Raw genomic sequence first — 22,721 nt, 5'->3', positions numbered from 1 at the left:
CGGACTCACCGCGTCTTACGTTGTCGAAAACCGCCCGCAACTTTCGGGCCGCATGACTGGAACGATGAGTCGATCGGGGTCGCTGGCCCCCGACCGACGGGCGGGGTGACACTGTCGGTGTCGTCCACGTCGGCGAGCACCTGATCGCCCGTCGCAGCACCCGCCGGCTCCGGTCCCACGCCGTCCGGCGGGGACGCCCTCCTCCTGTTCCCGAGTCCTTGAGAGGAACCGCCCGATGTCCGATCTCACGCCCACCCGCGAGGACAAGTTCACCTTCGGCCTGTGGACCGTCGGCTGGCCGGCCGCGGACCCGTTCGGCACCGCCACCCGTGAGCCGGTGGACGTCGTCGAGTCGGTGCACCGCCTCGCCGAGATCGGTGCCTACGGCGTCACCTTCCACGACGACGACGTCATCCCCTTCGGCAGCGACACCAGCGCCCGGGACGCCCACATCAAGCGCTTCCGCGCCGCGATCGACGAGACCGGCCTGGTCGTGCCGATGGTCACGACCAACCTGTTCACCCACCCGGTGTTCAAGGAGGGCGGGCTCACCGCCAACGACCGCGAGGTGCGTCGCTACGCGATGCGCAAGGTCATGCGGAACATGGACCTGGCCGCCGAGCTGGGCGCGCAGACCTACGTGCTGTGGGGCGGCCGCGAGGGCGCCGAGGTCGACATGGCCAAGGACCTGATCGCCGCGCTGGACCGCTACGCCGAGTCGATCGACACCCTGGCCGCCTACTCGGAGGCCCGCGGCTACGGCCTGAAGTTCGCCCTGGAGCCCAAGCCCAACGAGCCCCGCGGCGACATCTTCCTGCCCACGATCGGGCACGCGCTGGGCTTCATCGCCAAGCTCGAGCACTCGCACCTGGTGGGCCTGAACCCGGAGACCGGGCACGAGCAGATGGCCAACCTGAACTTCACCCACGGCATCGCCGAGGCGCTGTGGGCCGGCAAGCTGTTCCACATCGACCTGAACGGCCAGCACGGCCCGAAGTTCGACCAGGACCTGGTCTTCGGTCACGGTGACCTGCTGCAGGCCTTCTCCACCGTCGACCTGCTGGAGAACGGCGGCGTCGACGGCGCCCCGGCCTACGACGGCCCGCGGCACTTCGACTACAAGCCGCTGCGCACCGAGGACATGGACGGAGTGTGGCGCTCGGCCGCGGCCAACATCCGCACCTACCTGCTGCTCAAGGAGCGGGCCGCGGCGTTCCGGGCCGATCCGGAGGTGCAGGAGGCGCTGGCCGCTGCGCGGGTGCCCGAGCTGCGCCAGCCCACCCTCGCCGCCGGTGAGACCTTCGAGGACCTGCTGGCCGACCGCTCCGCGTTCGAGGACTTCGACGCCGACGCCGTGGCCAAGCGCGGTGCCGGCGTCGTCCGGGTCGACCAGCTGATGATCGAGCACCTGCTCGGCGCCCGCTGAGCTGACCCCGACCGCAGAGAGCAGCAGGAGCAGGTCATGACGCTGGTGGCGGGGGTCGACTCGTCGACCCAGTCGTGCAAGGTCGTCGTCCGGGACGCCGAGACCGGCCGCCTGGTCCGGGAGGGCCGGGCGAGCCACCCGGAGGGCACCGAGGTCGACCCCGCCGCCTGGGAGGCGGCGCTGCGGACGGCGATCGAGGAGGCCGGCGGCCTCGCCGACGTCGCCGCGGTCGCCGTCGGCGGGCAGCAGCACGGGATGGTGTGCCTGGACTCCGACGGCGAGGTGGTCCGTCCGGCGCTGCTGTGGAACGACACCCGTTCCGCCCAGGCCGCCACCGACCTCACTGCCGAGCTCGGCGGCGGGCAGGCCTGGGCCGACGCCGTCGGACTCGTGCCGGTCGCGTCGTTCACCGTCACCAAGCTGCGCTGGCTGGCCGAGCACGAGCCGGAGAACGCGGACCGGACGGCGGCGGTCTGCTTGCCGCACGACTGGCTCACGTGGCGACTGGCCGGGGGCCGCCGGGGTGGGTCGGAGGGTGGCCAACAGAGCCTGGACGGCCTGGTCACCGACCGGGGCGATGCCAGCGGCACGGGCTACTGGTCGCCGTTCACCGGGGACTACCGGACCGACCTGCTGGAGCGGGCGTTCGGCGGCCGCGCCCCGGTGCTGCCCCGCGTCCTCGGTCCGGCCGAGCGGGCCGGCGCCGTTTCGGCGGGCGCGGTCGCCGCGGACGGCGGCGCCGTCCTCGGTCCGGGGACCGGCGACAACGCCGCCGCTGCGCTCGGCATCAACGCCGAGCCCGGCGACGTCGTCCTCTCCATCGGCACCTCCGGCGTCGTCTCCACCGTCTCCACCACCCCGTCGGCCGACCCGACCGGCACCGTCGCCGGGTTCGCCGACGCCACCGGCAACTTCCTGCCCCTGGTCGTCACGCTCAACGCCGCCCGGGTGCTGGACGCGACGGCCCGTCTCCTCGGGGTGGACCACGACGAGCTGTCCCGGCTGGCGCTGACCGCGCCCGCCGGTTCCGGCGGCCTGGTCCTGGTCCCCTACCTGGAGGGGGAGCGGACGCCGGACAAGCCCCACGCCACCGGCGCGCTGCACGGGCTGACCCTGTCGACCGCCGACCCCGCGCACCTGGCGCGCGCCGCGGTGGAGGGGCTGCTGTGCGGCCTGGCCGACGGGCTCGAGGCGATCGCCGCCCAGGGCAACCCGGTGCGCCGGGTGCTCCTGGTCGGTGGCGGCGCGCGCTCCGAGGCAGTGCGCCGGCTGGCCCCTGCGGTGCTCGGGGTGCCGGTGCTGGTGCCGCCGCCGGGGGAGTACGTCGCCGACGGCGCCGCCCGCCAGGCCGCGTGGGTGCTGGCCGGTGGGGATGCCCCGCCGGTCTGGCCCGCGACCAGCACGCAGACCTACCAGGCGGACCCGGTCCCGTTCGTGCGCGAGCGGTACGCGGAGGTCCGGGAGATGACCGCCGACCGGGTCTGAAAGCCCGGCCCCGCCGCAGGGCGGTAGAACTTGCACGGCACCACGACGTCCACGGCACCACCCACTCGGATCGTCCGGCACGTTCCTGCCGGTAGGAGGACACCATGGCCACCGTTACCTTCGACTCCGCGACCCGGATCTACCAAGCGGGTCAGCGCCCTGCGGTCGACTCGCTGGACCTGGAGGTCCAGGACGGGGAGTTCCTCGTCCTGGTCGGTCCGTCGGGCTGCGGGAAGTCCACGTCCCTGCGGATGCTCGCCGGGCTGGAGGACGTCGACGGGGGGCGGATCCTCATCGGGGACCAGGACGTCACCGACGTCGCCCCCAAGGACCGGGACATCGCGATGGTGTTCCAGAACTACGCCCTCTACCCGCACATGACGGTCGCGGACAACATGGGCTTCGCGCTGAAGATCGCCGGGATGAGCAAGGAGGAGCGCCGCACCCGGGTGGAGGAGGCGGCCAGGCTGCTGGACCTGGAGCCCTACCTGGACCGCAAGCCCAAGGCGCTCTCCGGTGGTCAGCGGCAGCGGGTGGCGATGGGGCGGGCGATCGTGCGCAAGCCGCAGGTGTTCCTGATGGACGAGCCGCTGTCGAACCTGGACGCCAAGCTGCGGGTGCAGACGCGTACGCAGATCGCCTCGCTGCAGCGCCGGCTGGGCATCACCACCGTCTACGTCACCCACGACCAGGTCGAGGCGATGACCATGGGGGACCGGGTCGCGGTGCTGAAGGACGGCCTGCTCATGCAGGTCGGCGCCCCTCGTGAGCTCTACGACCGCCCGGCGAACGCCTTCGTGGCCGGTTTCATCGGCTCGCCGGCGATGAACCTGTTCGAGGTGCCGGTCGTCGACGGCGGTGTCCGGTTCGGCACGGCGCTGCAGCCGGTGGCGCGCGACGTGCTGGGTTCCGAGCCCAGGCTCACGCTCGGCGTGCGGCCCGAGGACCTCGACCTCTCCGCCGAGGGCCTGCCGGTGGAGATCGACGTGGTCGAGGAGCTCGGCGCAGACGCGTACCTGTACGGCCGGGCCCTGTTCGAGGACGTGGAGCAGCCGATCATCGCCCGGGTCGACGGCCGTCGTCCCCCGCGCTCGGGGGACGTCGTCCACGTGACGGCCCGCCCGGACCACGTGCACCTGTTCTCCCTCGAGTCCGGGGCGCGTCTGGGATGACGGTCCTGCCCACTGGAGAGCAGTTCACCCTCCGCTGCGCCGGGGCCGAGGCGACCGTGGTCGAGGTGGGCGGCGGGCTGCGGTCCTACCACGTCGCGGGCCGAGCGCTCGTGGACGGCTACGGCGAGGACGAGATGGCCGGCACCGTCCGGGGACAGGTGCTCGTCCCCTGGCCGAACCGGCTCGCCGACGGCTGCTACACCTGGGACGGCGAGGAGCACCGCACGCCGCTGAGCGAGCCGGAGCAGGCCAACGCGATCCACGGCCTGGTGCGCTTCGTGGCCTGGCGCGTGGTCGACCGGAGCAGCGACGGCGTCACGCTGGAGCACCTGCTGCACCCGCAGCCCGGCTACCCGTTCGCCCTGCGCCTCCAGGTGGCCTACGAGCTGTCGACCGAGGGGCTGCGGGTCACCACGACCGCCGTCAACGAGGGGTCGGTCGCCCTGCCCTACGGCGAGGGGCACCACCCCTACCTGGCCGCCGGGCCAGGGCTGCGGGTGGACGACTGCGTGCTGGATGCACCGGGGCGGACCCGGCTGGAGACCGACGGGCGGGGGATCCCCACCGGCTCGGTGCCGGTGGCCGGCACTCCCTACGACCTGCGCGGCGGCCGGGCCGTCGGGGACCTGGTCATCGACCACGCCTTCACCGACCTCGAGCGGGACGCCGACGGGCTGGCCTGGGTGCGGTTCACCGGCCCGGACGGGCGTGGCGCTGCGCTCTGGCTGGACCCGGCCTACAGCCACCTGCAGCTGTTCACCGGCGACGTGGTGCCCGAGCCGCGCCGCCGGCAGGGGCTGGCGGTCGAGCCGATGACCTGCCCGCCGAACGCCTTCGCCACCGGGGAGTCGGTGATCCGCCTGGAGCCGGGGGAGTCCACCACGGCGACCTGGGGCCTCACGCCCCTGGGGTGAGCCGATCCACCACCTCTCCCGCCGTCCGGCGGGAGAGGTGGCACGGGCTCCGTAGACTCGATCGAGGTGCACGGCGACCCGTGCACCGCATCGATCGAGGAGAGTGCTGTGGCCGTCCGAGCCATCCGCGGTGCGACCCAGGTGGCCGCCGACGACCGGGACGAGGTGCTGGACGCCACCCGGGAGCTGGTGAGCACCGTCCTGGCGCGCAACGAGCTGGACCCCGCTGATCTGATCAGCATCCTGTTCACCGCCACGCCCGACCTGGTGTCGGAGTTCCCGGCCCTGGCCGCGCGGGAGCTGGGGCTCGGCGACGTCCCCCTGATGTGCGCCACCGAGATCGCCGTGCCGCACGCCCTGCCGCGGGTGCTGCGGCTGATGGCGCACGTGGAGACGGAGCGGAGCCGCGCCGACGTGCAGCACGTGTACCTGCGCGGAGCGGTCGCGCTGCGCCGGGACATCGCACAGTGAGCGGGTTCCGTGGCCAGGTGACCCTGGACGGGCCGTCGGGCACGGGGAAGTCCAGCGTCGCCCGGGACGTCGCCTCCCGGCTGGGTGCGGCCTACCTGGACACCGGCGCCATGTACCGGGCGGCGACCGTCGCGGTGCTCGACGCCGGGGTCGACCTGACCGACCCCGACGCCGTGACCCGCGCCGTCGCCTCCGCCGACATCCAGGTGGGGACGACGGCCGGTGCGGAGCTGGTGCTGGTCGACGGCGTCGACGTCGCCGCGCGGATCCGGGGTGCTGAGGTGACCCGCACGGTGTCGCCGGTCTCCGCCGTCCCCGCGGTGCGCCGGATGCTGGTGGACCGGCAGCGCGCGCTGGTCGCCGAGGCCGACGCAGTCGTCGTCGAGGGCCGGGACATCGGCACCGTCGTCCTGCCCGACGCCACCGTGAAGATCTACCTGACCGCCGCGCCCGAGGCCCGCGCCCAGCGGCGGGCCGGTCAGCTCGGGGTCACGGACCCCACCAAGATCGCCGAGATCGCCGCCGACCTGCGGCGCCGAGACGAGTACGACAGCAGCCGGGCAGACAGCCCGCTGCGCCCAGCTGTCGACGCCGTGGTCGTCGACAGCACCGGGCTGGACCGTGATGCCGTGGTCGAGCGTGTGCTCGACCTGGCTCGCACAGCAGTAGGAGCAGCATGAGCATGGACAACGACCTCGACGTACCCGGTGGTGACGAGCCCACCGGCCCGCTCCCCGTGGTGGCCATCGTGGGGCGGCCGAACGTCGGCAAGTCGACCCTGGTCAACCGGTTCCTGGGCCGCCGCGCCGCCGTCGTCCAGGACATCCCGGGCGTCACCCGGGACCGCATCCCGTACCAGGCGCTGTGGAACGGCAAGAACTTCACGGTCGTCGACACCGGCGGCTGGGAGCCGAAGGCGACCGGCATGGCCGCCTCCATCGCCCGGCAGGCCGAGTACGCGATGAAGACCGCCGACGTGATCGTCCTGGTCGTGGACGCCGCGGTCGGGGTGACCGAGACCGACCTGGCCGCCGCCCGGGTGCTGCGCCGCAGCACGACGCCGGTGATCCTGGTGGCCAACAAGGTGGACGACGAGCGGGGCGAGTCGAACGCCGCCGAGCTCTGGTCGCTGGGCCTGGGGGAGCCGTTCTCGGTCAGTGCACTGCACGGCCGGGGGAGCGGTGACCTGCTCGACCTGGTGCTGGACGCGATGCCGGAGGCGCCCCGGGAGCAGGAGAACCTGGGCGGCCCGCGCCGGGTGGCGCTGGTCGGCCGGCCGAACGTCGGCAAGTCCAGCCTGATCAACCGGCTGTCCAAGGAGGAGCGCTCGGTCGTGGACTCGGTGGCCGGCACCACGGTCGACCCGGTCGACTCCCTGGTCGCCCTCGGCGATGAGCAGTGGCGGTTCGTCGACACCGCCGGGCTGCGCCGCAAGGTCAACACCGCCAGCGGCACCGAGTACTACGCCAGCCTGCGCACCGAGGCCGCCATCGAGGCCGCCGAGGTCGCCGTCGTGCTGCTGGCCGCCGACGAGGTGATCAGCGAGCAGGACCAGCGGGTGATCACCCAGGTGATCGAGGCCGGGCGGGCGCTGGTCATCGCCTTCAACAAGTGGGACAACGTCGACGAGGACCGGCACGCCCAGCTGGAGAAGGAGATCGACCGCGACCTGGCCCGGATCACGTGGGCCAGCCGGGTCAACATCTCGGCGACCACCGGTCGCGGGGTGAACAAGCTGGCCGGTCACCTGAAGACGGCGCTGGCCGGCTGGGAGACCCGGGTGCCCACGGCGGAGCTCAACACGTTCATCCGGGCGCTGGTGCAGGAGACCCCGCCGCCGGCCCGCGGAGGCCGCGCCCCGAAGATCAAGTACGTCACCCAGGCCGACATCCGGCCGCCCCGGTTCGTGGTCTTCTCCACCGGTTTCCTGGAGGCGGGCTACCGGCGCTTCCTGGAGCGCAAGCTGCGCGAGCAGTTCGGCTTCCACGGCACGCCGATCGACGTGTCGATCAAGGTCCGCGAGAGCAAGGCGCGGGACCGCAAGGGCTGACCCGGCGCGCAGAGCGGGGGACCGGGTGCGGTAACCTGCTCGGGCAGCGATCGGGGCCGCAAGGCACCCGGAGCTCGGGCTGTAGCGCAGCTTGGTAGCGCACTTGACTGGGGGTCAAGGGGTCGCAGGTTCAAATCCTGTCAGCCCGACAGAAGGAGTGACAGATCAGAGGCCGTTCCCGGGAGACCGGGGACGGCCTCTGCTGTTGGCGAGGCAGTCGACCGCCCCGTGCGGCAACTCCTGGCAACCGGTGTCACCACCTCGCCGCGGTCGCCACCATGATCGCCATGGCCCTCCTCGTTCCCGCCGTGCCCGTTCGTGGCCGCTGGGGCGGGTCCGGGTCCGTCCGGTGGTGCCCTGCGCGTGACCCACGGGACCGTGGTCGACCGGGCCCGTGTGCCCGCGAGCAGGACCGGGAGGTGGCCGCCAGCGCGTCGTCGTGCCACCCGGAGTGACCGACGCCGGGAGCTCGGCCGCGGTGGCCGGGCACGACCCCGACGCCCGCCCCGGACCGCTCGACCCAGCTGGCGGGCTCCATCGGCGGCTGCCCTCGATGCCCGGACCAGCGGGCCCGGCAGGTTCTGATCCATGCTCGACCGGGCACGTCCTGCTCGAGGAGCGGATCCTGCACCAGCACACCGACCAGCGGGGCCTCGGTCCCGGGATGACGGAGAGACGGAGATGTCGAACGTGAGCGATGGAACGGGAACCGGTGGCCTACAGGTCGACCCGGTGCTGCGGGAGTTCGTGGCCGAGGAGCTGCTCGCCGGCCTGGACCTGGAGCCGGCGTGGTTCTGGGGGACGGTCGCGGACCTCCAGCAGCGCTTCGGTGGGCGGGTCGCGGGGCTGCTGAGCCGCCGGGACGACCTCCAGGAGCAGATCGACGCCTGGCACCGCGAGCACGGTGCCGGCGACGTGGCGGCACTGGAGGCGTTCCTCACCGAGATCGGCTACCTGCTGCCGCAGGAAGAGCCGACCCTTCGGGTCGAGCGCGTCGACCGGGAGATCGCCGAGGTCGCCGGGCCGCAGCTCGTCGTCCCGGCGACCGTGCCGCGGTACGCGCTCAACGCCGCGAACGCGCGCTGGGGATCGCTGTTCGACGCCCTCTACGGGACCGATGCGCTGCCGCTGGAGCACGAGCTCGCACGCGGCTACGACGAACGTCGCGGTGCTCAGGTCATCGCCGAGGCCGACCGGCTGCTCGACCAGCACTTCCCGCTCGCCGCGGGCAGCCACGCCGCCGTCACCGCCTACCGGGTGACCGCGCCGGGGGAGCTCGTCGTCGACACCGACGCAGGCACGACCGGGCTGGCCGAGCCCGGGCAGTTCGCCGGCCACCGGGCGGGGGAGGGCGACCGGGCCGCGGCGGTCCTGCTGCGCCGCAACGGGCTGCACCTCGAGCTCACCGTCGACCCGTCGACGAAGGTCGGCGGCCAACACCACGCCGGCGTCTCCGACGCCGTGCTGGAGTCCGCGGTCAGCACCATCGTGGACCTGGAGGACTCGGTCGCCACGGTCGACGGCCCCGACAAGGTCGGTGCGTACCGGACCTGGCTCGGGCTGCGCACCGGCGAGCTCACCGCGACCTTCGGCAAGGAGGGGCGCAGCGTGACGCGCACTCTCCACGGCGACCGGAGCTACGTCGGCGCCGACGGCGAGGAGCTGGTCCTCCCCGGCCGGTCGCTGCTGCTGGTCCGCAACGTCGGGCACCACATGCGCCTGGACGCCGTCCGCACCCCCGACGGTGAGCCGGTGCTGGAGGAGGTCCTGGACGTCCTGGTCTCCGCCGTGGCCGCCCTGTACGACCTGCGCGGCCTGGCCCGGTACACCCACACCCGGGCCGGCAGCGTCTACATCGTCAAGCCGAAGATGCACGGCCCGGACGAGGTCTCGCTCTCGGTGGAGCTGTTCGCCGCGGTGGAGGAGGCGCTCGGCCTGGAGCCACGGACCCTCAAGATCGGCATCATGGACGAGGAGAAGCGGACCTCGGTCAACCTCGAGGCCTGCATCGCCCGCGCCGCCGACCGGGTCATCTTCGTCAACACCGGCTTCCTGGACCGCACCGGGGACGAGATCCACACCGACTTCGAGGCCGGACCGGTGGTGCCCAAGGGCGACCAGAAGACCTCGACCTGGTTGACGACGTACGAGGACCGCAACGTCGACGTGGCGCTGCGCGCCGGGTTCGCCGGGCAGGCGCAGATCGGCAAGGGCATGTGGGCCAAGCCCGCCGCCATGCGGGAGATGCTCGACACCAAGGGCGGCCACCCGCGGGCCGGGGCGAACACCGCCTGGGTGCCCTCGCCCACGGCGGCGACCCTGCACGCGCTGCACTACCTGGAGACCGACGTCCGCGCGGTGCAGCAGGAGCTGGGCGGGCGCCCGCTCGCCGACCGCCGCGACCTGCTGGTGCCACCGGTGCTGGCCGACCGCGCCGACCTGTCGCCGGACCAGCGGGACCACGAGCTGGAGACCAACGCGCAGTCCATCCTCGGCTACGTGGTGCGCTGGGTCGGTCTGGGGATCGGCTGCTCCACCGTGCCCGACCTGGAGGGCGCCGGCCTGATGGAGGACCGCGCCACGCTGCGGATCTCCAGCCAGCAGATCGCGAACTGGCTGCACCACGGCGTCGTCGACGAGGCTCAGGTCCGGGCCACCTTCGCCCGGATGGCGGGCCTGGTGGACGAGCAGAACGCCGGTGAGCCGGGCTACCAGCCGATGAGCGCCGACCTGGACGCCAGTCCGTCGTTCCAGGCGGCCCTGGACCTGGTCTTCTCCGGGCGCCGGGAGCCCAACGGCTACACCGAGCGCGCGCTGACCGTCTGGCGGCAGCGGGCCAAGCAGGCCGACCCCGGCCAGGAGTCGGCGACCCGCAGCGCGGTGCTCGACGACGAAGCACCGAGCCCGGCGCCCTGACCAGCGGCCCGCCGGTCCCCGCGGGGACCGGCGGGCTCCGCACCCAGCCGGACCGACGACGGGGCCGGGCACGGACACCAGTCCGTGCCCGGCCCCGTCCGTCAGCTGTGGGTGCTGCCGTCCTGCCCGTTCAGCTCCATTCCGTTCAGCTCCTGGGCGAGCTTGAGCAGCGCCGAGTGGTCCAGCTCGCCGTCGCCCCGCGCGACGAGCGCACGCACGAGCTGCGTCACGGCGGCGGTCAGCGGGAGTGCCAGCCCCTCGGCGGCGGCGCTGTTCTGCACGATCCCCAGGTCCTTGGCGTGCAGGGCGAGGCGGAAGCCCGGCGCGAACGAGCCGTCGAGGAACGCCTGGCGCTTGCGCTCCAGGACGGTGCTCCCGGCCAGCCCACCGCCGATCACCTGCAACGCGGACGTCAGGTCGGCCCCCTGGGCGCGCAGGAAGACGACGGCCTCCGCGACCATCTGGATGTTCCCCGCGACGATCAGCTGGTTCGCCGCCTTCACCACCTGCCCGGACCCCAGCGGGCCCACGTGCACGATGGTCGTGCCCATCACCTCGAACAGGGGGCGGGCCCGCTCCACGTCGGCCGCGTCCCCGCCGACCATGATCGACAGGACCCCGTCGATCGCGCCCGCCTCGCCACCGCTCACCGGGGCGTCGAGCATCGCGACGGAGCCGGGCAGCGCCTCGGCGCGGATGTCGCGGGTCGCGACGGGGTCGATCGTGCTCATGTCGATCAGCAGCGCCCCCTCCCGGAGGTGCGGACCGATCGCGCTGACGACCGAGCGGACGTCGGGCGAGTCCGGCAGCATCGTGATGACGACGTCGGCGTTCTGCGCCGCCTCGACGGCGTCGTCGGTGGCCGCCAGACCTGCCTCGGCGGCGCGGGCCCGCCCACGGTCGGAGCGCACCACCCCGGTCACGTCGTGCCCGGACCGGGCCAGGTTGCGGGCCATGGGGAGACCCATGATGCCCAGGCCGATGAAGGTGATCGAGCTCAACGCTCGGCTCCTCTCCCGCGCTGGTTGCCCTGCGGGCGCGGGTGGTGGTGGGACGGGCCGCCCGGACGGCGACCCGGGTTGGCAACCGGTTGTCAGCTACGCTAGCCGGGCGCACCGGAACCCGCCAGGTCCCGGGCGGCGCGCCTTCCGTGGCGCCGGCGGCCGGATCCCGCGCGCCCCGGAGACCAGTGACGGCAGGTGCCCGCAGCGGGCGCCGGAGGAGGCAGCGGGATGAGCAGCGGCTACACCGGGGTCCTGGTGACCCCGACGAGCGACCCCTCCGGGGCGGCCGGCACCGTGGTCCTGGTCAACTCCCTGGCCACCACCACGGCGATGTGGGACGGCGTCGTCCCGACGCTCGCCGAGCGCTTCGGCGTCGTCCGGTTCGACCAGCGGGACCGTGGTGGTCCGGCGGCCCGCGAACCGTTCTCCCTCGACGACCTCGTCGACGACGTCGTCGGCGTGCTCGACGAGGTCGGGACGCAGCGGGTGCACCTCGCCGGCATCTCCCTCGGTGGGCTCGTCGCCCTGCGTACCGCCGCCCGGCGACCTGAGCGGCTGCTGTCCGTCACCGCGATGTGCTGCGCCGCCCGGTTCTCCCGGGAGGTCTGGGTCGACCGGTGCCGGCTCGTGCGGGAACAAGGCATCGCCCCGATCGTGCCGATGGTCATGGACCGCTGGTTCACCCCGGAGTTCCAGGCGAGCCGGCCGGACGTGCTCGCCCGCTACCGGGAGATGCTCGCGACCACGGACGCGGCGGGGTACGCGCACGCCGGCGACGTCCTGGCCGATGCCGACGTGCGGGACGACCTGCCCCGCATCACGGTGCCCACGCTCGTGGTCAGCGGCGAGGCGGACACCGCCAACCCGGTCGCCGACCAGGAGCTGATCGCCCGTGCCGTGCCCGGAGCGCGGCTGGAGGTCGTCCGGGGGGCGGCGCACCTGGCCCCGGTGGCCGAGCCCGCCGAGGTCGCGCGGCTGATCGCCGGTCACGCGACCGCGCACCCCGCCTGACGGGGGAGGGGGTCAGCCGCGCGGGGGCGCGGTCGAGCCGCGGAGCACGAACTCGGTGGCCAGCGGTGTCCGGCGGCCCTCCTCGCCCTTCTCGACGGCCGCGATGAGCCGGCGGGCGGCCTCGTCGCCGACCAGGCCGAGCGGGGTGCGGATCGTGGTGAGCGGGGGAGAGGTGAAGTCGGAGCCGAAGATGTCGTCGAAGCCGATCACGCTGAGCTCCTCGGGCACCCGGACGCCGCCGTCCCGGCAGGCCTTGAGCAGCCCGGTGGCCATGAGGTCGTTGTAGGCGAGCACGGCCGTCGCACCGGAGTCGCGGACGCCCTGCAGCGCGGCCTGCCCGCCGTGCAGCGTGGGCTCGCCCGGGCCGATCTCCACGATCGTCATGCCCCGCTCACCGGCAGTCAGGTCGAGCGTGCGGCCGCGCAGCCGGCTCATCCACGAACCCGAGGGGCCGGCCAGGTAGGCGATCGAGCGGTGTCCCTGCTCGGCGAGGTGGTCGAGCGCCGCGCGGATGCCCGGGACGACGTCCGGGACCACACCCGGGATGCCACGGACCTTGCGGTTCACCACGAACAGCGGCTTGCGCTCGGCCAGGGCCCGGATGTCGGCGTTGTCCAGCCGGGTGGCGACGAGGATGAGGCCGTCGACGGAGGCCAGGAGGCGCTGTGCCGTCTCGTTCTCGAGGTCGGCCGACTCCTGGGACTCGGCGAGGATGAGGATGTAGCCGCGACCGGCTGCCACTCGTTCGACCCCGCGCACCAGGTCGAAGTACACCGGGTTGGTGATGTCGGACAGGATCAGGCCGACCGTGTGCGTCCGGCCTGTCGGCAGCGCCCGCGCCATCGGGTTGAGGCGGTAGCCGACCGCATCGGCGACCTCCCGGATCCGCTTCTCGGTGTCGGCGCTCAGTCGTCCGGGGTTGTTCAGCGCGCGGGAGACGGTCGAGGGGCTGACCCCGCTCAGCCGGGCGACGTCGTAGATCGTGACGGGTCCGCGCGCGCGGCCGGCCGAGGTCCCGGTGCCGTTCTGTCTCTCCGTCACACCCGTCCGTCCTGGCCGCTCGGGACCCGCACGACACGGGACGCCGGCGGCATGCGCACTCGGAGGTCGGCCCGATCGTCGGGCCGAGGCGAGCATACCGATCTGGCATCCGGTTGCTGATCCGCAGTCGGTCCGCCCCACCCGGCACAGCGGGCGCTCAGCGCGGTTTGGTCACAGTTTGGCAACCGGTTGACACGGTCCTGTGACAGTTGCCACACTCGGTCCCAGACATCCCGCTCCGGTCTGCTGGGCCGGTGGGGAACCCGAGCCAGAGGAGTCGTCCCCGTTGGATGCCGGTCAAGAGCCTCGCGACATCCGCACCGTCCTCGCGACGGTCTTCTTCCAGCCCGACGAGGTGGAGCAACTGCGTCGCGCCTTCGAGCCGGCGGAGTTCCTCCACCTCAGCCCGGGCGACACCGAGGGCATCGCCCGAGCGCTGGAGAAGGCCGACGTGGCGGTGCTCTGGGGAGACCTCGACGAGCGTCACCTGGCGGCGCCCGAGCTCCGCTGGGTCCACTGCGACCACGCCGGCCTCACCCGGTCTGCCCGCCCCGAGGTGTTCGAGAAGGGCCTGCTCGTCACCGGGTCGGCCGGTCGCTCCGCCCCGGCGCTGGCCCAGCACGCCTTCTACTTCGCCCTGGCGCTCACCTTCGACGCGAAGGGGCTCCTGGAGATGCAGGCCGCCCGCCAGTGGCGCGGCCCCGTCGGCTACGAGAACCGCCTGGCGCTGCACGGCAAGACGCTGGGCATCGTCGGGTTCGGCAAGACCGGCCGGGAGATGGCGCTGCTGGGCAAGGCCTTCGGGATGCGGGTGATCGCCTACCGCCGGCGGGCCGACGAGGGCGCCCCCGGCGTGGACCGACTGCTCGCCGCGGATGCCGGCGACACCCTGGACCCGTTGATCGAGGAGGCCGACGTCATCATGCTCGCCGCCCACCTGAGCGACGAGACGTACCACCTCTTCTCCACCGACCAGTTCGCGCGGATGAAGTCGAGCGCCTACCTCATCAACCTGGCGCGCGGCGGCCTCGTCGACCAGGACGCGCTCGTCGAGGCCCTCCACAGCGGCGCGATCGCCGGCGCCGGACTCGACGTCGCCGACCCGGAGCCGCTGCCGTCGGAGTCCCCGCTGTGGGATGCGCCCAACGTCCTGCTCACCCCGCACATGACGCCGAAGCTGCCCGACCGCACCGCCCGGTCGATCGAGGTCATCGTGGAGAACGTCCGGCGGTACCGCAGCGGCGAGCCGCTGCTGAACGCGCTCACCCCCCGCGACATCTACACCCCCCGCTAGCCGGCCGCGCCGCAACGGCGGCGCGGCCGTACCCCGACACAGCTCGTGTGCGTCAAAGGAGACCTCATGTCCGTGCTTCCTCCCCGCAAGCTCTCGCTCGGGGTCCCCGCCGTGGCAGCGCTGCTCGCGCTGTCTGCCTGCGGCGGCGGGGACTCGCCGTCCGGCGAGTCCCCGGAACCCGGCTCCGGGGGTGCCGGCGACATCTCGCTCGCCGTCCAGGCCGCGCCGAACTCGCTGGACCCCGCCCAGCTCAACGATGGTCAGCAGCGCTACATCTGGGGCAGTGTCTACGACACGCTGCTGTACCCGGGCGAGGATGGGGCCCTGCAGCCGAACGCGGCCGAGAGCTGGGAGTACTCCGAGGACGCCCGGACGCTGACGCTCGACCTGCGCGACGGCATGACCTTCAGTGACGGCGACCCGGTCACGGCCGAGGCCGTGAAGACCACCCTGGAGCGGACCCGCACCACGGTCGGCCCGCAGCAGGGGAACCTCGCCGCCGTCGAGTCGATCGACACCCCGGACGAGGACACGGTCGTGCTGAACCTCAGCAGCCCCGACCCGAACCTCCTCGGCTCCCTGGCCCAGGGCGCTGGTGTGATCGGCGACCCGGACACGATCGACTCGCCCGACACGGCGCTCGATCCCGTCGGCTCCGGCGCCTATGTGCTGGACCAGGACGCCACGGTCGCCGGTTCGAGCTACGTGCTCGAGCGGCGGGACGACCACTGGAACGCCGACGCCTACCCCTTCGAGACGGTGACCGTCCGGGTGATCGCCGACCGCACGGCGGCGGTCAACGCACTCCTGGCGGGCGAGGTGGACGCCGGCGGCGTCGACGCAGCCCAGGCCAAGCAGGCCGAGGCAGCCGGTCTGGGGGTCACGGTGGTCGAGGGCCAGGGCGTCGGCGGGCTCGTCCTCGCCGACCGCGGTGGGCAGGTGGCGCCCGAGCTCGCGGACGTGCGCGTCCGGCAGGCGATCAACCTGGCCCTCGACCGACAGGGGTTCGTGGACGCGATCCTCCAGGGGCTCGGCACGCCGACCACGCAGATCTTCAACCCGGCGTCGCAGGCGTACGTGGAGGCGCTCGACGAGGAGTACCCCCACGATCCGGAGCGGGCGCGGGAGCTCCTCGCCGAGGCGGGCTACGCCGACGGCTTCACGTTGGAGCTCCCGGCCAACCTCATCGTGCAGAACTTCCAGCCCTCCATCACCCAGGCCCTCGAGGACGTCGGCATCACGGTCGAGTGGCAGCCCGTGACGATGCAGACCAACGTGCAGACGACGGACTGGGCCGGGTACTTCAACATCGGCAGCGTGGCCCCGCCGGCCCGGACCGCGGCGCTCTACTACGCGCCCGGTGGCTCGCACAACCCGTTCGGCTACCAGGACCCCGAGCTCGACGCCCTGCTGGAGGAGGCGGCGAACACGGTGGACCCGGACGAGGCCGCCGAGATCTACCAGGAGATCAACGAGTTCGGGGTCGACAACGCGCTCTTCGCACCGATCTTCGCGCTGAGCCAGGGGTGGGCGCTCGCCCCCGGGGTGACCTTCGAGGGCACGGCCAACTCCCCGCAGGACATCCGCTCCTTCGGCGCCGAGTAACAGCGGCGGACCTCGAGTCAGGAGGCCGGTCCGGGTGCGCCCGACGCATCCGGACCGGTCTCCCCGGGGCGCCGACCGACGTGCACCGTGCACGCCGCGGTCGGGCCCTCCCGGCACGCATTGCAACGGGTTGCCGTGGCCACCTGCATCACCGCATGCGCAGGTCGAACGAGAAGCCGCACACTTCGCGGCAACTGGTTGGCAACTGGTTGTCGCCCCGGTCACACCGGTGTTTCACTTCACAGCAACGGGCGCTCGGTCCTCCTGTGGTGCGCTGACGAGGCGTTCCAGGGCCGTGATCCGGGGGCCAGCTGCCCAGCCGGGAACGGCTCCGGCACCTCCCACCGCCCCTGATCGTCACCGACCTGACCGTCAGCAGGAGGGCCCTTCAGGCCAGCCGCCGTCCTGACCGCCCCTCGACACCGACAAGGGCCCGCATGCTCCAGTACATCCTCCGCAGACTCGCCACCGCGCTGGTCCTCGCGCTCCTGGTCACGTTCTTCGTCTTCTGGTTGCTGAGCTCCTCCTTCGACGGGGTGGCGGCCAGCATCCTCGGGCCGGCCGCGACCCCTGAGTCGATCGAGGCCCTCCAGGTACAGCTCGGACTCGACCGGTCGGTCGTCGTGCAGTACTTCGACTGGCTCGGTGGCGTGCTCACCGGCGACTTCGGGAACTCCTACTTCACCAGCGAGCCGGTGGCGCAGGCCGTGGGATCACGGCTGGGCGTCACGCTCTCCCTGGTGCTCGTCGCGCTGGCGATCAGCGTGGTCATCAGCGTCGCGCTGGGCGTCCTGGCGGCCTCGCGCGCCGGAGCGGTCGACCGGCTCTCCCAGGCGGTCTCGCTGACCGGGCACCTGTTCCCGAACCTGCTCATCGCGATCGTGCTCGTCGTCGTCTTCGCCGTGAACCTGGGCTGGTTCCCGGCAACCGGGTACACGCCGCTGACCGAGAACCCGGGCCGGTGGGCGCTGGCGATCACGCTCCCGGTCATCGTGCTCGTCATCAACGGCATCGCGAACATGGCCGCCCAGGTGCGCGGGACCATGATCGGTGAGCTGCAGAAGGACTACGTCCGGACCCTGCGGTCGCGGGGCGTGGCGACCCGGTCCATCGTCTACCGGCACGCGCTGCGGAACGCCGCCTCGCCCGCGCTGGTGGTCATGTCGCTGGAGTTCCTGTCGATGTTCGGTGGCGCACTGATCATCGAGAACGTCTTCGCGCTGCCGGGCTTCGGGTCGTTCGCCTTCAACTCCGCGCTGCGGGGCGACGTCCCGGTGATCCTGGGCATCACGCTCTTCAGCGTGCTGCTCGTCGTCTCCATCAACCTGCTGACCGACCTCATCAACGGCTGGCTCAACCCGAAGGCGAGGCTCTTTTGAGCGAGGCGCAGGCCACTGAGACGGAGACCGAGACGGAGGCCGCGGACACCACGCCGCGCCGATCGGCGTTCGGCCGGCTGATCCGGGACCCGCAGGCGGTCATCACGGCGACGATCCTCGTCGTCATCGTCCTGCTCGGGCTCCTGGCGCCGCTCATCGCCCAGCACGACCCGAACGAATCGGCGCTCAGCGCGGTGAACGTCGACCCAGGGACCCCGGGCTACCTGCTCGGCGGAGACCAGAGCGGCCGGGACATCTTCGCCCGGCTGCTGTACTCGATCAACACCAGCGTGCTCTCCGGGCTCATCGGCATGAGCGTCGCCGTCGCCGTCGGGCTGACCTTCGGGCTGATCGGTGGCTACTTCGGGGGACGGACCCGGTTCGCCACCGAGTGGCTGTTCAACCTGATCATGACGTTCCCCGGTCTGCTGCTGCTGATCGTGCTGCTGCCGGTGACCGGTGGCGACTTCCGGGCGACGATGCTCATCTTCGGCGTGCTGCTGGCACCGGGCGTCTACCGCATCGTCCGGAACCTGACCGTCGGCGCACGGAACGAGCTCTACGTCGACGCAGCGCGGGTGTCGGGCCTGTCGAGCCCGCGCATCCTGCGTCGGCAGGTGATGCCGACCGTGCGGGGGCCCGTGATCATCTCGGCCGCGTTCCTCACCGGCTCGGCGATCGGGGTCCAGGCCGGGCTGGCGTTCCTCGGTCTGGGGTCGACGGAGGTCCCGAGCTTCGGCGCGATGATCTCCGACGGTTTCCGCAACTACTACGTCGACCCGCTCCAGTTCGTCTGGCCGGCCGCCTTCCTGGGCGTGCTGACCTCGGCCCTGGTGCTCTTCGGCAACTCGCTGCGCGACGCCCTGGAGGGGGCGCGGCCCAAGGCCCAGAAGATCGCGACGCCCCGCGTCGAGGCCGGCTCTCCGGCGTCGAGAGGGGAAGCGGGGGAGGCCCTCGTGCAGATCGAGGGCCTCAGCCTTTCGTACCCGACGCCGTCGGGTGGGGTGAAGGACGTCCTCAAGGGCGTCTCGCTGGAGATCCGGCCCGGGGAGACCCTGGGGCTCGTCGGCGAGTCCGGCTCGGGGAAGAGCCAGACGGCCTTCTCCGTCCTGGGCCTCCTGCCGCCCGACGCCGTCGTGACCAGCGGGTCCATCCGGCTCGAGGGACGGGAGCTCCTCGGGCTGCGCGAGCGTGAGCTGATCCAGGTGCGTGGCCGGGCGATCGCCTACGTGCCGCAGGAGCCGATGTCCAACCTCGACCCGTCGTTCACGATCGGTGCCCAGCTGGTGGAGGGCATCCGGGCCACCTCGGGACTGCCCCGGGCCGCCGCCGGGAAGCGGGCGATGGAGCTGCTCGACCACGTCGGCATCCCGGACCCGAAGCGGGTCTTCTCCTCCTACCCGCACCAGATCTCCGGCGGCATGGCGCAACGCGTCCTGATCGCCGGGGCGGTGGCCAGCCGGCCCCGCCTGCTGATCGCCGACGAGCCGACGACGGCGCTCGACGTGACGATCCAGGCCGAGATCCTCGACCTCCTGCGCGACCTGCAGGCGGAGATGGGCATGGCGATCCTGATGGTCACGCACAACTTCGGCGTCGTCGCGGACATCTGCGACCGGATCGCCGTGATGCAGCAGGGCCGCATCGTGGAGACCGGCGAGGTCGAGGCCGTGTTCCGCGAACCCCAGCACCCCTACACACGGATGCTGCTCGACTCCATCCTCGACGAGAGCCACGTCCGCACGGACTCCCCGGTGCTGGTCGCACCGGGGGCGGAGGGACCCCGATGACCGCGACCGCACCGCTCCTCGAGATCGACGACCTCCGCGTCGCCTTCCCCGGCCGTGGGTTCCGGGCCCGGCCGATCGAGGTCCTGCACGGCGTCTCGCTCACCCTCGGCGAGGGGGAGGTCCTGGGGCTCGTCGGGGAGTCCGGCTCGGGCAAGACGACCATCGGGCGCGCGACGCTCGGTCTCGTCGAGGCGAGCGGGGGGACCATCCGGTTCCAGGACGAGGACATCACCCATGCCGGGACGGCGCAGCGTCGCGCGCTCGCGCGGGACATCCAGGTGGTCTTCCAGGACCCGTACTCGTCGCTGAACCCGGCGCTGACCATCGAGGACATCCTCAGCGAGCCGTTGATCGTCCAGGGCGTCACCGCACGTGATGCACGGGCCCGGGTGCTGGGCCTGCTGGACAAGGTGGAGCTGCCCAAGGACGCGGGGCAGCGGCTGCCCCGGGAGTTCAGCGGCGGCCAACGCCAGCGCGTCGCCATCGCCCGCGCGTTGGCGCCGGGGCCGAAGCTCATCATCTGCGACGAGCCCGTGTCGGCGCTGGACCTCTCCACGCAGGCTCTCGTCCTCGAGCTCCTGATGGACATCCAGCGCGAGACCGGCGTCTCGTACCTGTTCATCTCCCACGACCTCGGCGTGGTGCGCCATGTCAGCCACCGGGTCGCGGTGATCTACCAGGGCGACATCGTCGAGACCGGACCCGCAGCCGCGGTGACGTCCACCCCTGACCACCCGTACACCCGGCGGTTGCTGCTCGCCTCGCCCGTCGCGGACCCGGTGGAGCAGCGCCGGCGCCGGGAGGAGCGGCACCGCATGGCCCGGCTGGAAGCCGGTGGAGGAACACCCGCCGACCAGCAGGGCGACCCGGCCGGTGAGCAGGACGACCCGAACCAGGTGTCGGGTGCGGTCGCCGGGTGGCCCGGCCCCGCCATCCGGCCGGAGGCCTGAGCAGCCCGACCGTGCCCGCCGGGTCCCTGGCCCCGCAGGTCCGTCCCGTCCGCCCCCGAGCGTCGTCCGTCCCGCCCAGTTCGGGACGAACGACGTCCCCGCCCGCCTCGAGAGGTGCAGATGCCCGACAACTCCGGCCCCACCCAGCGCGATCTCCCTGCGGGGAGCCGCTGGCGCGAGCCGTTCACCGTCCTCCAGACCAACCTCCAGCAGGTCGACGCGGACGTCGATGTCGAGGTCGCGCTCGACGCGGTCGAGGACCACGGCGCGGACACCTGGCTGCTGAACGCCGGCGGGATCTCGTCGTTCTACCCGACCGACCTGCCCTTCCAGACCCGGAACCCGCTCCTGGCCGGCCGCGCGTCCGGGGACCTGTTCGGTGACGCGGTCGCCGCCGCGAAGCGCCGGGCCGTCCGGGTCATCGCCAGGCTCGACATGTCCAAGGTCTCGTCCGAGATCGCCGAGGAGCACCCCGACTGGCTGTACCGCTCCCCGGACGGCGAGCCGCAGCTCTACAACACGCTGTACAGCACCTGCCCCTCGGCGGAGTACTACCAGGAGCGCACCCTCGACGTCGTGGACGAGGTCCTCGACCGGTACGACGTCGACGGACTGTTCTTCAACTGGTTCAACTTCAACGAGCGCGACTACGACGAGGTGAACCACCCGCCGTGCCACTGCGCCGCGTGCCGGGCGGGGTTCGCGGAGTTCAGCGGCGGCAAGCAGCTGCCGACCACGCTGGGCGGTGAGAACTTCGGCCTGTGGCGGCAGTACACCAGCGCGACGCTCGCCCGCCTCACGGCGACGATCGTCGACCACGTCGCGGCGCGCGACCGGGACATCGGCGTCCTGCTCCGACGCGGGGCGCCCATCGTGTACCTGGAGGGCAACAACGCCTACCGCGCGATGCCCGGCAAGGAGTTCTGGCCGCACGCCACCGCCGAGGCGGTGAGCGCCCACGTGTCCTCGCAGCCGGGCTCGGCCGTCATGGTCAACTGCGTCGCCTTCATCGACCACGCCTACCGCATGGGCGCCGAGCAGCCGGAGCACTTCGCCCAGTACCTCGTGCAGACGGTCGCCCGCGGCGGCAACCCGTCGGCGTTCTTCTTCGGTGCACCCGGGCGGCTGCCGATGCAGCGGGCGCTGTCGCTCGGTCGCGAGGTGATGCGGTTCCGGCGGGACCACGTCGACCTCTACCGGCAGCTGGAGCCGGCGGCACCGGTCGCCCTGGTCCGTCCCGACTACGGCTCGGTGACCACCGGCACCTACTGGGAGGTCATCGACGAGTTCCGCGGTGTCTACGAGGCGCTGCTCGAGCAGCACGTGCCGTTCGACGTCGTGCCGGTCGGTGACCTGGCGGCGGTCGCGGCGGCGGGCGCGCTGGACCGGTACTCCCTCGTGGTGCTGCCCGACGTCGGGACCCTCGGCCGCGGTGCCGCCGGGGTCGACGACTACGTCTCCCGGGGCGGGAAGCTGCTCATCACCGGTGCGGCCGGGGTGAGCCGCGACGGCGCGGTGGAGCTGGAGTGCAGCCCGGCGCTGCGCCCGGTGACACCCGCGCTGGCCGGCGCCGACCTCTGGTCGACGTACGTCACCGACCGGGAGCAGCCACGGATGGCCGAGCACCACTACGACGCGCCGATCCTCCCGGTCATGGGCCGCTACCAGCGCTTCGAGTGGCGACCGGACGTCCGCACGGTGGGCTTCGTGCTGCCCCGAGCACCGCACGGACCGCCGGAGCTCGCCTACGGGCACACCGCGAGCGACGACCCGGACCGGGTGCAGCGCCGGTTCGGCAGCGGGGAGGTCGTGCTGGTGCCCTGGACCGTGGGGCGGACCTACCGCGAGTACGGCAAGACCGACGTGCGGGACCACCTCGGCAGCGTGGTCCGGTCGCTGGTCGACCCGGCGGTCACCGCGGAGCTGCACGACCGCGTCGAGGTGGTCGTGGGGGAGAGCGGTGGCAGCACGGTCGTGCACCTGCTCAACCACAGCGGCGCACGTCGCCGGTCCTACGGCGCGCACGTCCCGGTCGCGGGGGGCTCGCTGCGCCTCCGTGGGCGGGGCGCGGAGGACCTCCGGGTCGACGCCCTCGTGGCCGGCGTCCCCCTGCAGACCCGCGCCGACGGTGCGGACCGGGTCGTCGACCTGCCGACCGTCGGGCTCTTCGAGGTCGTCCGGATCACCGCGGCGAGCTGAACCGGCCGCCGTCC

At 72.7% G+C, this 22,721-nt stretch carries 17 protein-coding genes and 1 tRNA gene; 16 read left to right on the top strand and 2 right to left on the bottom strand.

From position 1 onward, the window contains the following. Positions 1-235: 235 nt before the first annotated feature. The 9 genes from xylA to O2W16_RS09535 all read left to right on the top strand — a co-directional run bounded on the left by xylA (position 236) and on the right by O2W16_RS09535 (position 10,434). A complete protein-coding gene (xylA, locus tag O2W16_RS09575) occupies positions 236-1,426 on the top strand; it encodes a xylose isomerase (protein WP_269158586.1) in 1,191 nt (396 codons plus the stop codon). Positions 1,427-1,462: 36 nt separating this feature from the next. Beyond that, entirely contained in the window at positions 1,463-2,911 is a 1,449-nt protein-coding gene (gene xylB, locus O2W16_RS09570; RefSeq protein ID WP_269158585.1) for a xylulokinase, read from the top strand. A 104-nt stretch (positions 2,912-3,015) separates the two neighbouring features. Next, the gene (locus O2W16_RS09565; protein WP_269158584.1) at positions 3,016-4,083 is read left to right on the top strand and encodes an ABC transporter ATP-binding protein; all 1,068 of its coding nucleotides are present in this window, start codon (positions 3,016-3,018) and stop codon (positions 4,081-4,083) included. Beyond that, positions 4,080-4,997 carry an aldose 1-epimerase family protein gene (locus tag O2W16_RS09560; RefSeq protein WP_269158583.1) on the top strand — a complete coding sequence of 306 codons (918 nt, stop codon included), beginning with the start codon at positions 4,080-4,082 and terminating at the stop codon, positions 4,995-4,997. Before O2W16_RS09565 ends, O2W16_RS09560 begins: the two co-directional genes overlap by 4 nt. A 108-nt stretch (positions 4,998-5,105) precedes the next feature. Next, entirely contained in the window at positions 5,106-5,468 is a 363-nt protein-coding gene (aroH, locus tag O2W16_RS09555; protein WP_269158582.1) for a chorismate mutase, read from the top strand. Beyond that, on the top strand, positions 5,465-6,148 hold the full coding sequence (cmk, locus tag O2W16_RS09550; protein ID WP_269158581.1) for a (d)CMP kinase: 684 nt from the start codon (positions 5,465-5,467) through the stop codon (positions 6,146-6,148). Before aroH ends, cmk begins: the two co-directional genes overlap by 4 nt. Beyond that, the gene (gene der, locus O2W16_RS09545) at positions 6,145-7,518 is read left to right on the top strand and encodes a ribosome biogenesis GTPase Der (protein ID WP_269158580.1); all 1,374 of its coding nucleotides are present in this window, start codon (positions 6,145-6,147) and stop codon (positions 7,516-7,518) included. Before cmk ends, der begins: the two co-directional genes overlap by 4 nt. Positions 7,519-7,593: 75 nt before the next feature. Continuing rightward, positions 7,594-7,667, top strand: a tRNA-Pro gene (locus tag O2W16_RS09540). Positions 7,668-8,208: 541 nt separating this feature from the next. Next, entirely contained in the window at positions 8,209-10,434 is a 2,226-nt protein-coding gene (locus tag O2W16_RS09535; protein WP_269158579.1) for a malate synthase G, read from the top strand. Positions 10,435-10,535: 101 nt separating this feature from the next. Here the strand turns inward: O2W16_RS09535 and O2W16_RS09530 are convergent, their stop codons facing one another. After that, positions 10,536-11,435 (bottom strand): NAD(P)-dependent oxidoreductase, encoded by a 900-nt coding sequence (locus O2W16_RS09530; protein ID WP_269158578.1) that lies wholly within the window; start codon positions 11,433-11,435, stop codon positions 10,536-10,538. A gap of 231 nt (positions 11,436-11,666) precedes the next feature. On the opposite strand from O2W16_RS09530, the gene O2W16_RS09525 reads away from it, so the two are divergent. Next, positions 11,667-12,449, top strand: coding sequence for an alpha/beta fold hydrolase (locus O2W16_RS09525; RefSeq protein WP_269158577.1), 783 nt, complete (start codon positions 11,667-11,669; stop codon positions 12,447-12,449). Between the two features lie 12 nt (positions 12,450-12,461). On the opposite strand, the gene O2W16_RS09520 is transcribed toward O2W16_RS09525, so the two are convergent. After that, the gene (locus O2W16_RS09520) at positions 12,462-13,490 is read right to left on the bottom strand and encodes a LacI family DNA-binding transcriptional regulator (RefSeq protein ID WP_269158576.1); all 1,029 of its coding nucleotides are present in this window, start codon (positions 13,488-13,490) and stop codon (positions 12,462-12,464) included. A gap of 286 nt (positions 13,491-13,776) precedes the next feature. Here O2W16_RS09520 and O2W16_RS09515 point away from each other — a divergent pair, with 286 nt between their 5' ends. The 6 genes from O2W16_RS09515 (at position 13,777) to O2W16_RS09490 (ending at position 22,707) form a co-directional block, all read left to right on the top strand. Then, positions 13,777-14,784 carry a D-2-hydroxyacid dehydrogenase gene (locus tag O2W16_RS09515; protein ID WP_269158575.1) on the top strand — a complete coding sequence of 336 codons (1,008 nt, stop codon included), beginning with the start codon at positions 13,777-13,779 and terminating at the stop codon, positions 14,782-14,784. 66 nt (positions 14,785-14,850) lie between these two features. Further along, positions 14,851-16,389, top strand: coding sequence for an ABC transporter substrate-binding protein (locus tag O2W16_RS09510; RefSeq protein WP_269158574.1), 1,539 nt, complete (start codon positions 14,851-14,853; stop codon positions 16,387-16,389). A 437-nt stretch (positions 16,390-16,826) separates the two neighbouring features. Further along, the gene (locus tag O2W16_RS09505) at positions 16,827-17,768 is read left to right on the top strand and encodes an ABC transporter permease (protein WP_269158573.1); all 942 of its coding nucleotides are present in this window, start codon (positions 16,827-16,829) and stop codon (positions 17,766-17,768) included. Next, positions 17,765-19,558: a dipeptide/oligopeptide/nickel ABC transporter permease/ATP-binding protein gene (locus O2W16_RS09500; protein WP_269158572.1), complete on the top strand. Its 1,794-nt coding sequence runs from the start codon at positions 17,765-17,767 to the stop codon at positions 19,556-19,558. The genes O2W16_RS09505 and O2W16_RS09500 overlap by 4 nt, the downstream gene beginning before the upstream one ends. After that, positions 19,555-20,508, top strand: coding sequence for an ATP-binding cassette domain-containing protein (locus O2W16_RS09495; protein WP_269158571.1), 954 nt, complete (start codon positions 19,555-19,557; stop codon positions 20,506-20,508). The genes O2W16_RS09500 and O2W16_RS09495 overlap by 4 nt, the downstream gene beginning before the upstream one ends. A gap of 120 nt (positions 20,509-20,628) precedes the next feature. After that, a complete protein-coding gene (locus O2W16_RS09490) occupies positions 20,629-22,707 on the top strand; it encodes an alpha-amylase family protein (RefSeq protein ID WP_269158570.1) in 2,079 nt (692 codons plus the stop codon). The last annotated feature ends 14 nt before the right edge of the window (positions 22,708-22,721 follow it).

It is taken from the genome of Modestobacter sp. VKM Ac-2984, assembly GCF_026967985.1.
Lineage (GTDB): Bacteria > Actinomycetota > Actinomycetes > Mycobacteriales > Geodermatophilaceae > Modestobacter.
Note: the sequence above shows the minus strand (reverse complement) of the source record. Positions and strands in the feature narration are given on the sequence as shown.

What these genes read in the sequence shown, in the direction of transcription:
- xylA (WP_269158586.1), top strand. Translation starts at nt 236, where the DNA reads ATGTCCGATCTCACGCCCACCCGCGAGGACAAGTTCACCTTCGGCCTG.
- xylB (WP_269158585.1), top strand. Translation starts at nt 1,463, where the DNA reads ATGACGCTGGTGGCGGGGGTCGACTCGTCGACCCAGTCGTGCAAGGTC.
- O2W16_RS09565 (WP_269158584.1), top strand. Translation starts at nt 3,016, where the DNA reads ATGGCCACCGTTACCTTCGACTCCGCGACCCGGATCTACCAAGCGGGT.
- O2W16_RS09560 (WP_269158583.1), top strand. Translation starts at nt 4,080, where the DNA reads ATGACGGTCCTGCCCACTGGAGAGCAGTTCACCCTCCGCTGCGCCGGG.
- der (WP_269158580.1), top strand. Translation starts at nt 6,145, where the DNA reads ATGAGCATGGACAACGACCTCGACGTACCCGGTGGTGACGAGCCCACC.
- O2W16_RS09525 (WP_269158577.1), top strand. Translation starts at nt 11,667, where the DNA reads ATGAGCAGCGGCTACACCGGGGTCCTGGTGACCCCGACGAGCGACCCC.
- O2W16_RS09510 (WP_269158574.1), top strand. Translation starts at nt 14,851, where the DNA reads ATGTCCGTGCTTCCTCCCCGCAAGCTCTCGCTCGGGGTCCCCGCCGTG.
- O2W16_RS09505 (WP_269158573.1), top strand. Translation starts at nt 16,827, where the DNA reads ATGCTCCAGTACATCCTCCGCAGACTCGCCACCGCGCTGGTCCTCGCG.
- O2W16_RS09495 (WP_269158571.1), top strand. Translation starts at nt 19,555, where the DNA reads ATGACCGCGACCGCACCGCTCCTCGAGATCGACGACCTCCGCGTCGCC.
- O2W16_RS09490 (WP_269158570.1), top strand. Translation starts at nt 20,629, where the DNA reads ATGCCCGACAACTCCGGCCCCACCCAGCGCGATCTCCCTGCGGGGAGC.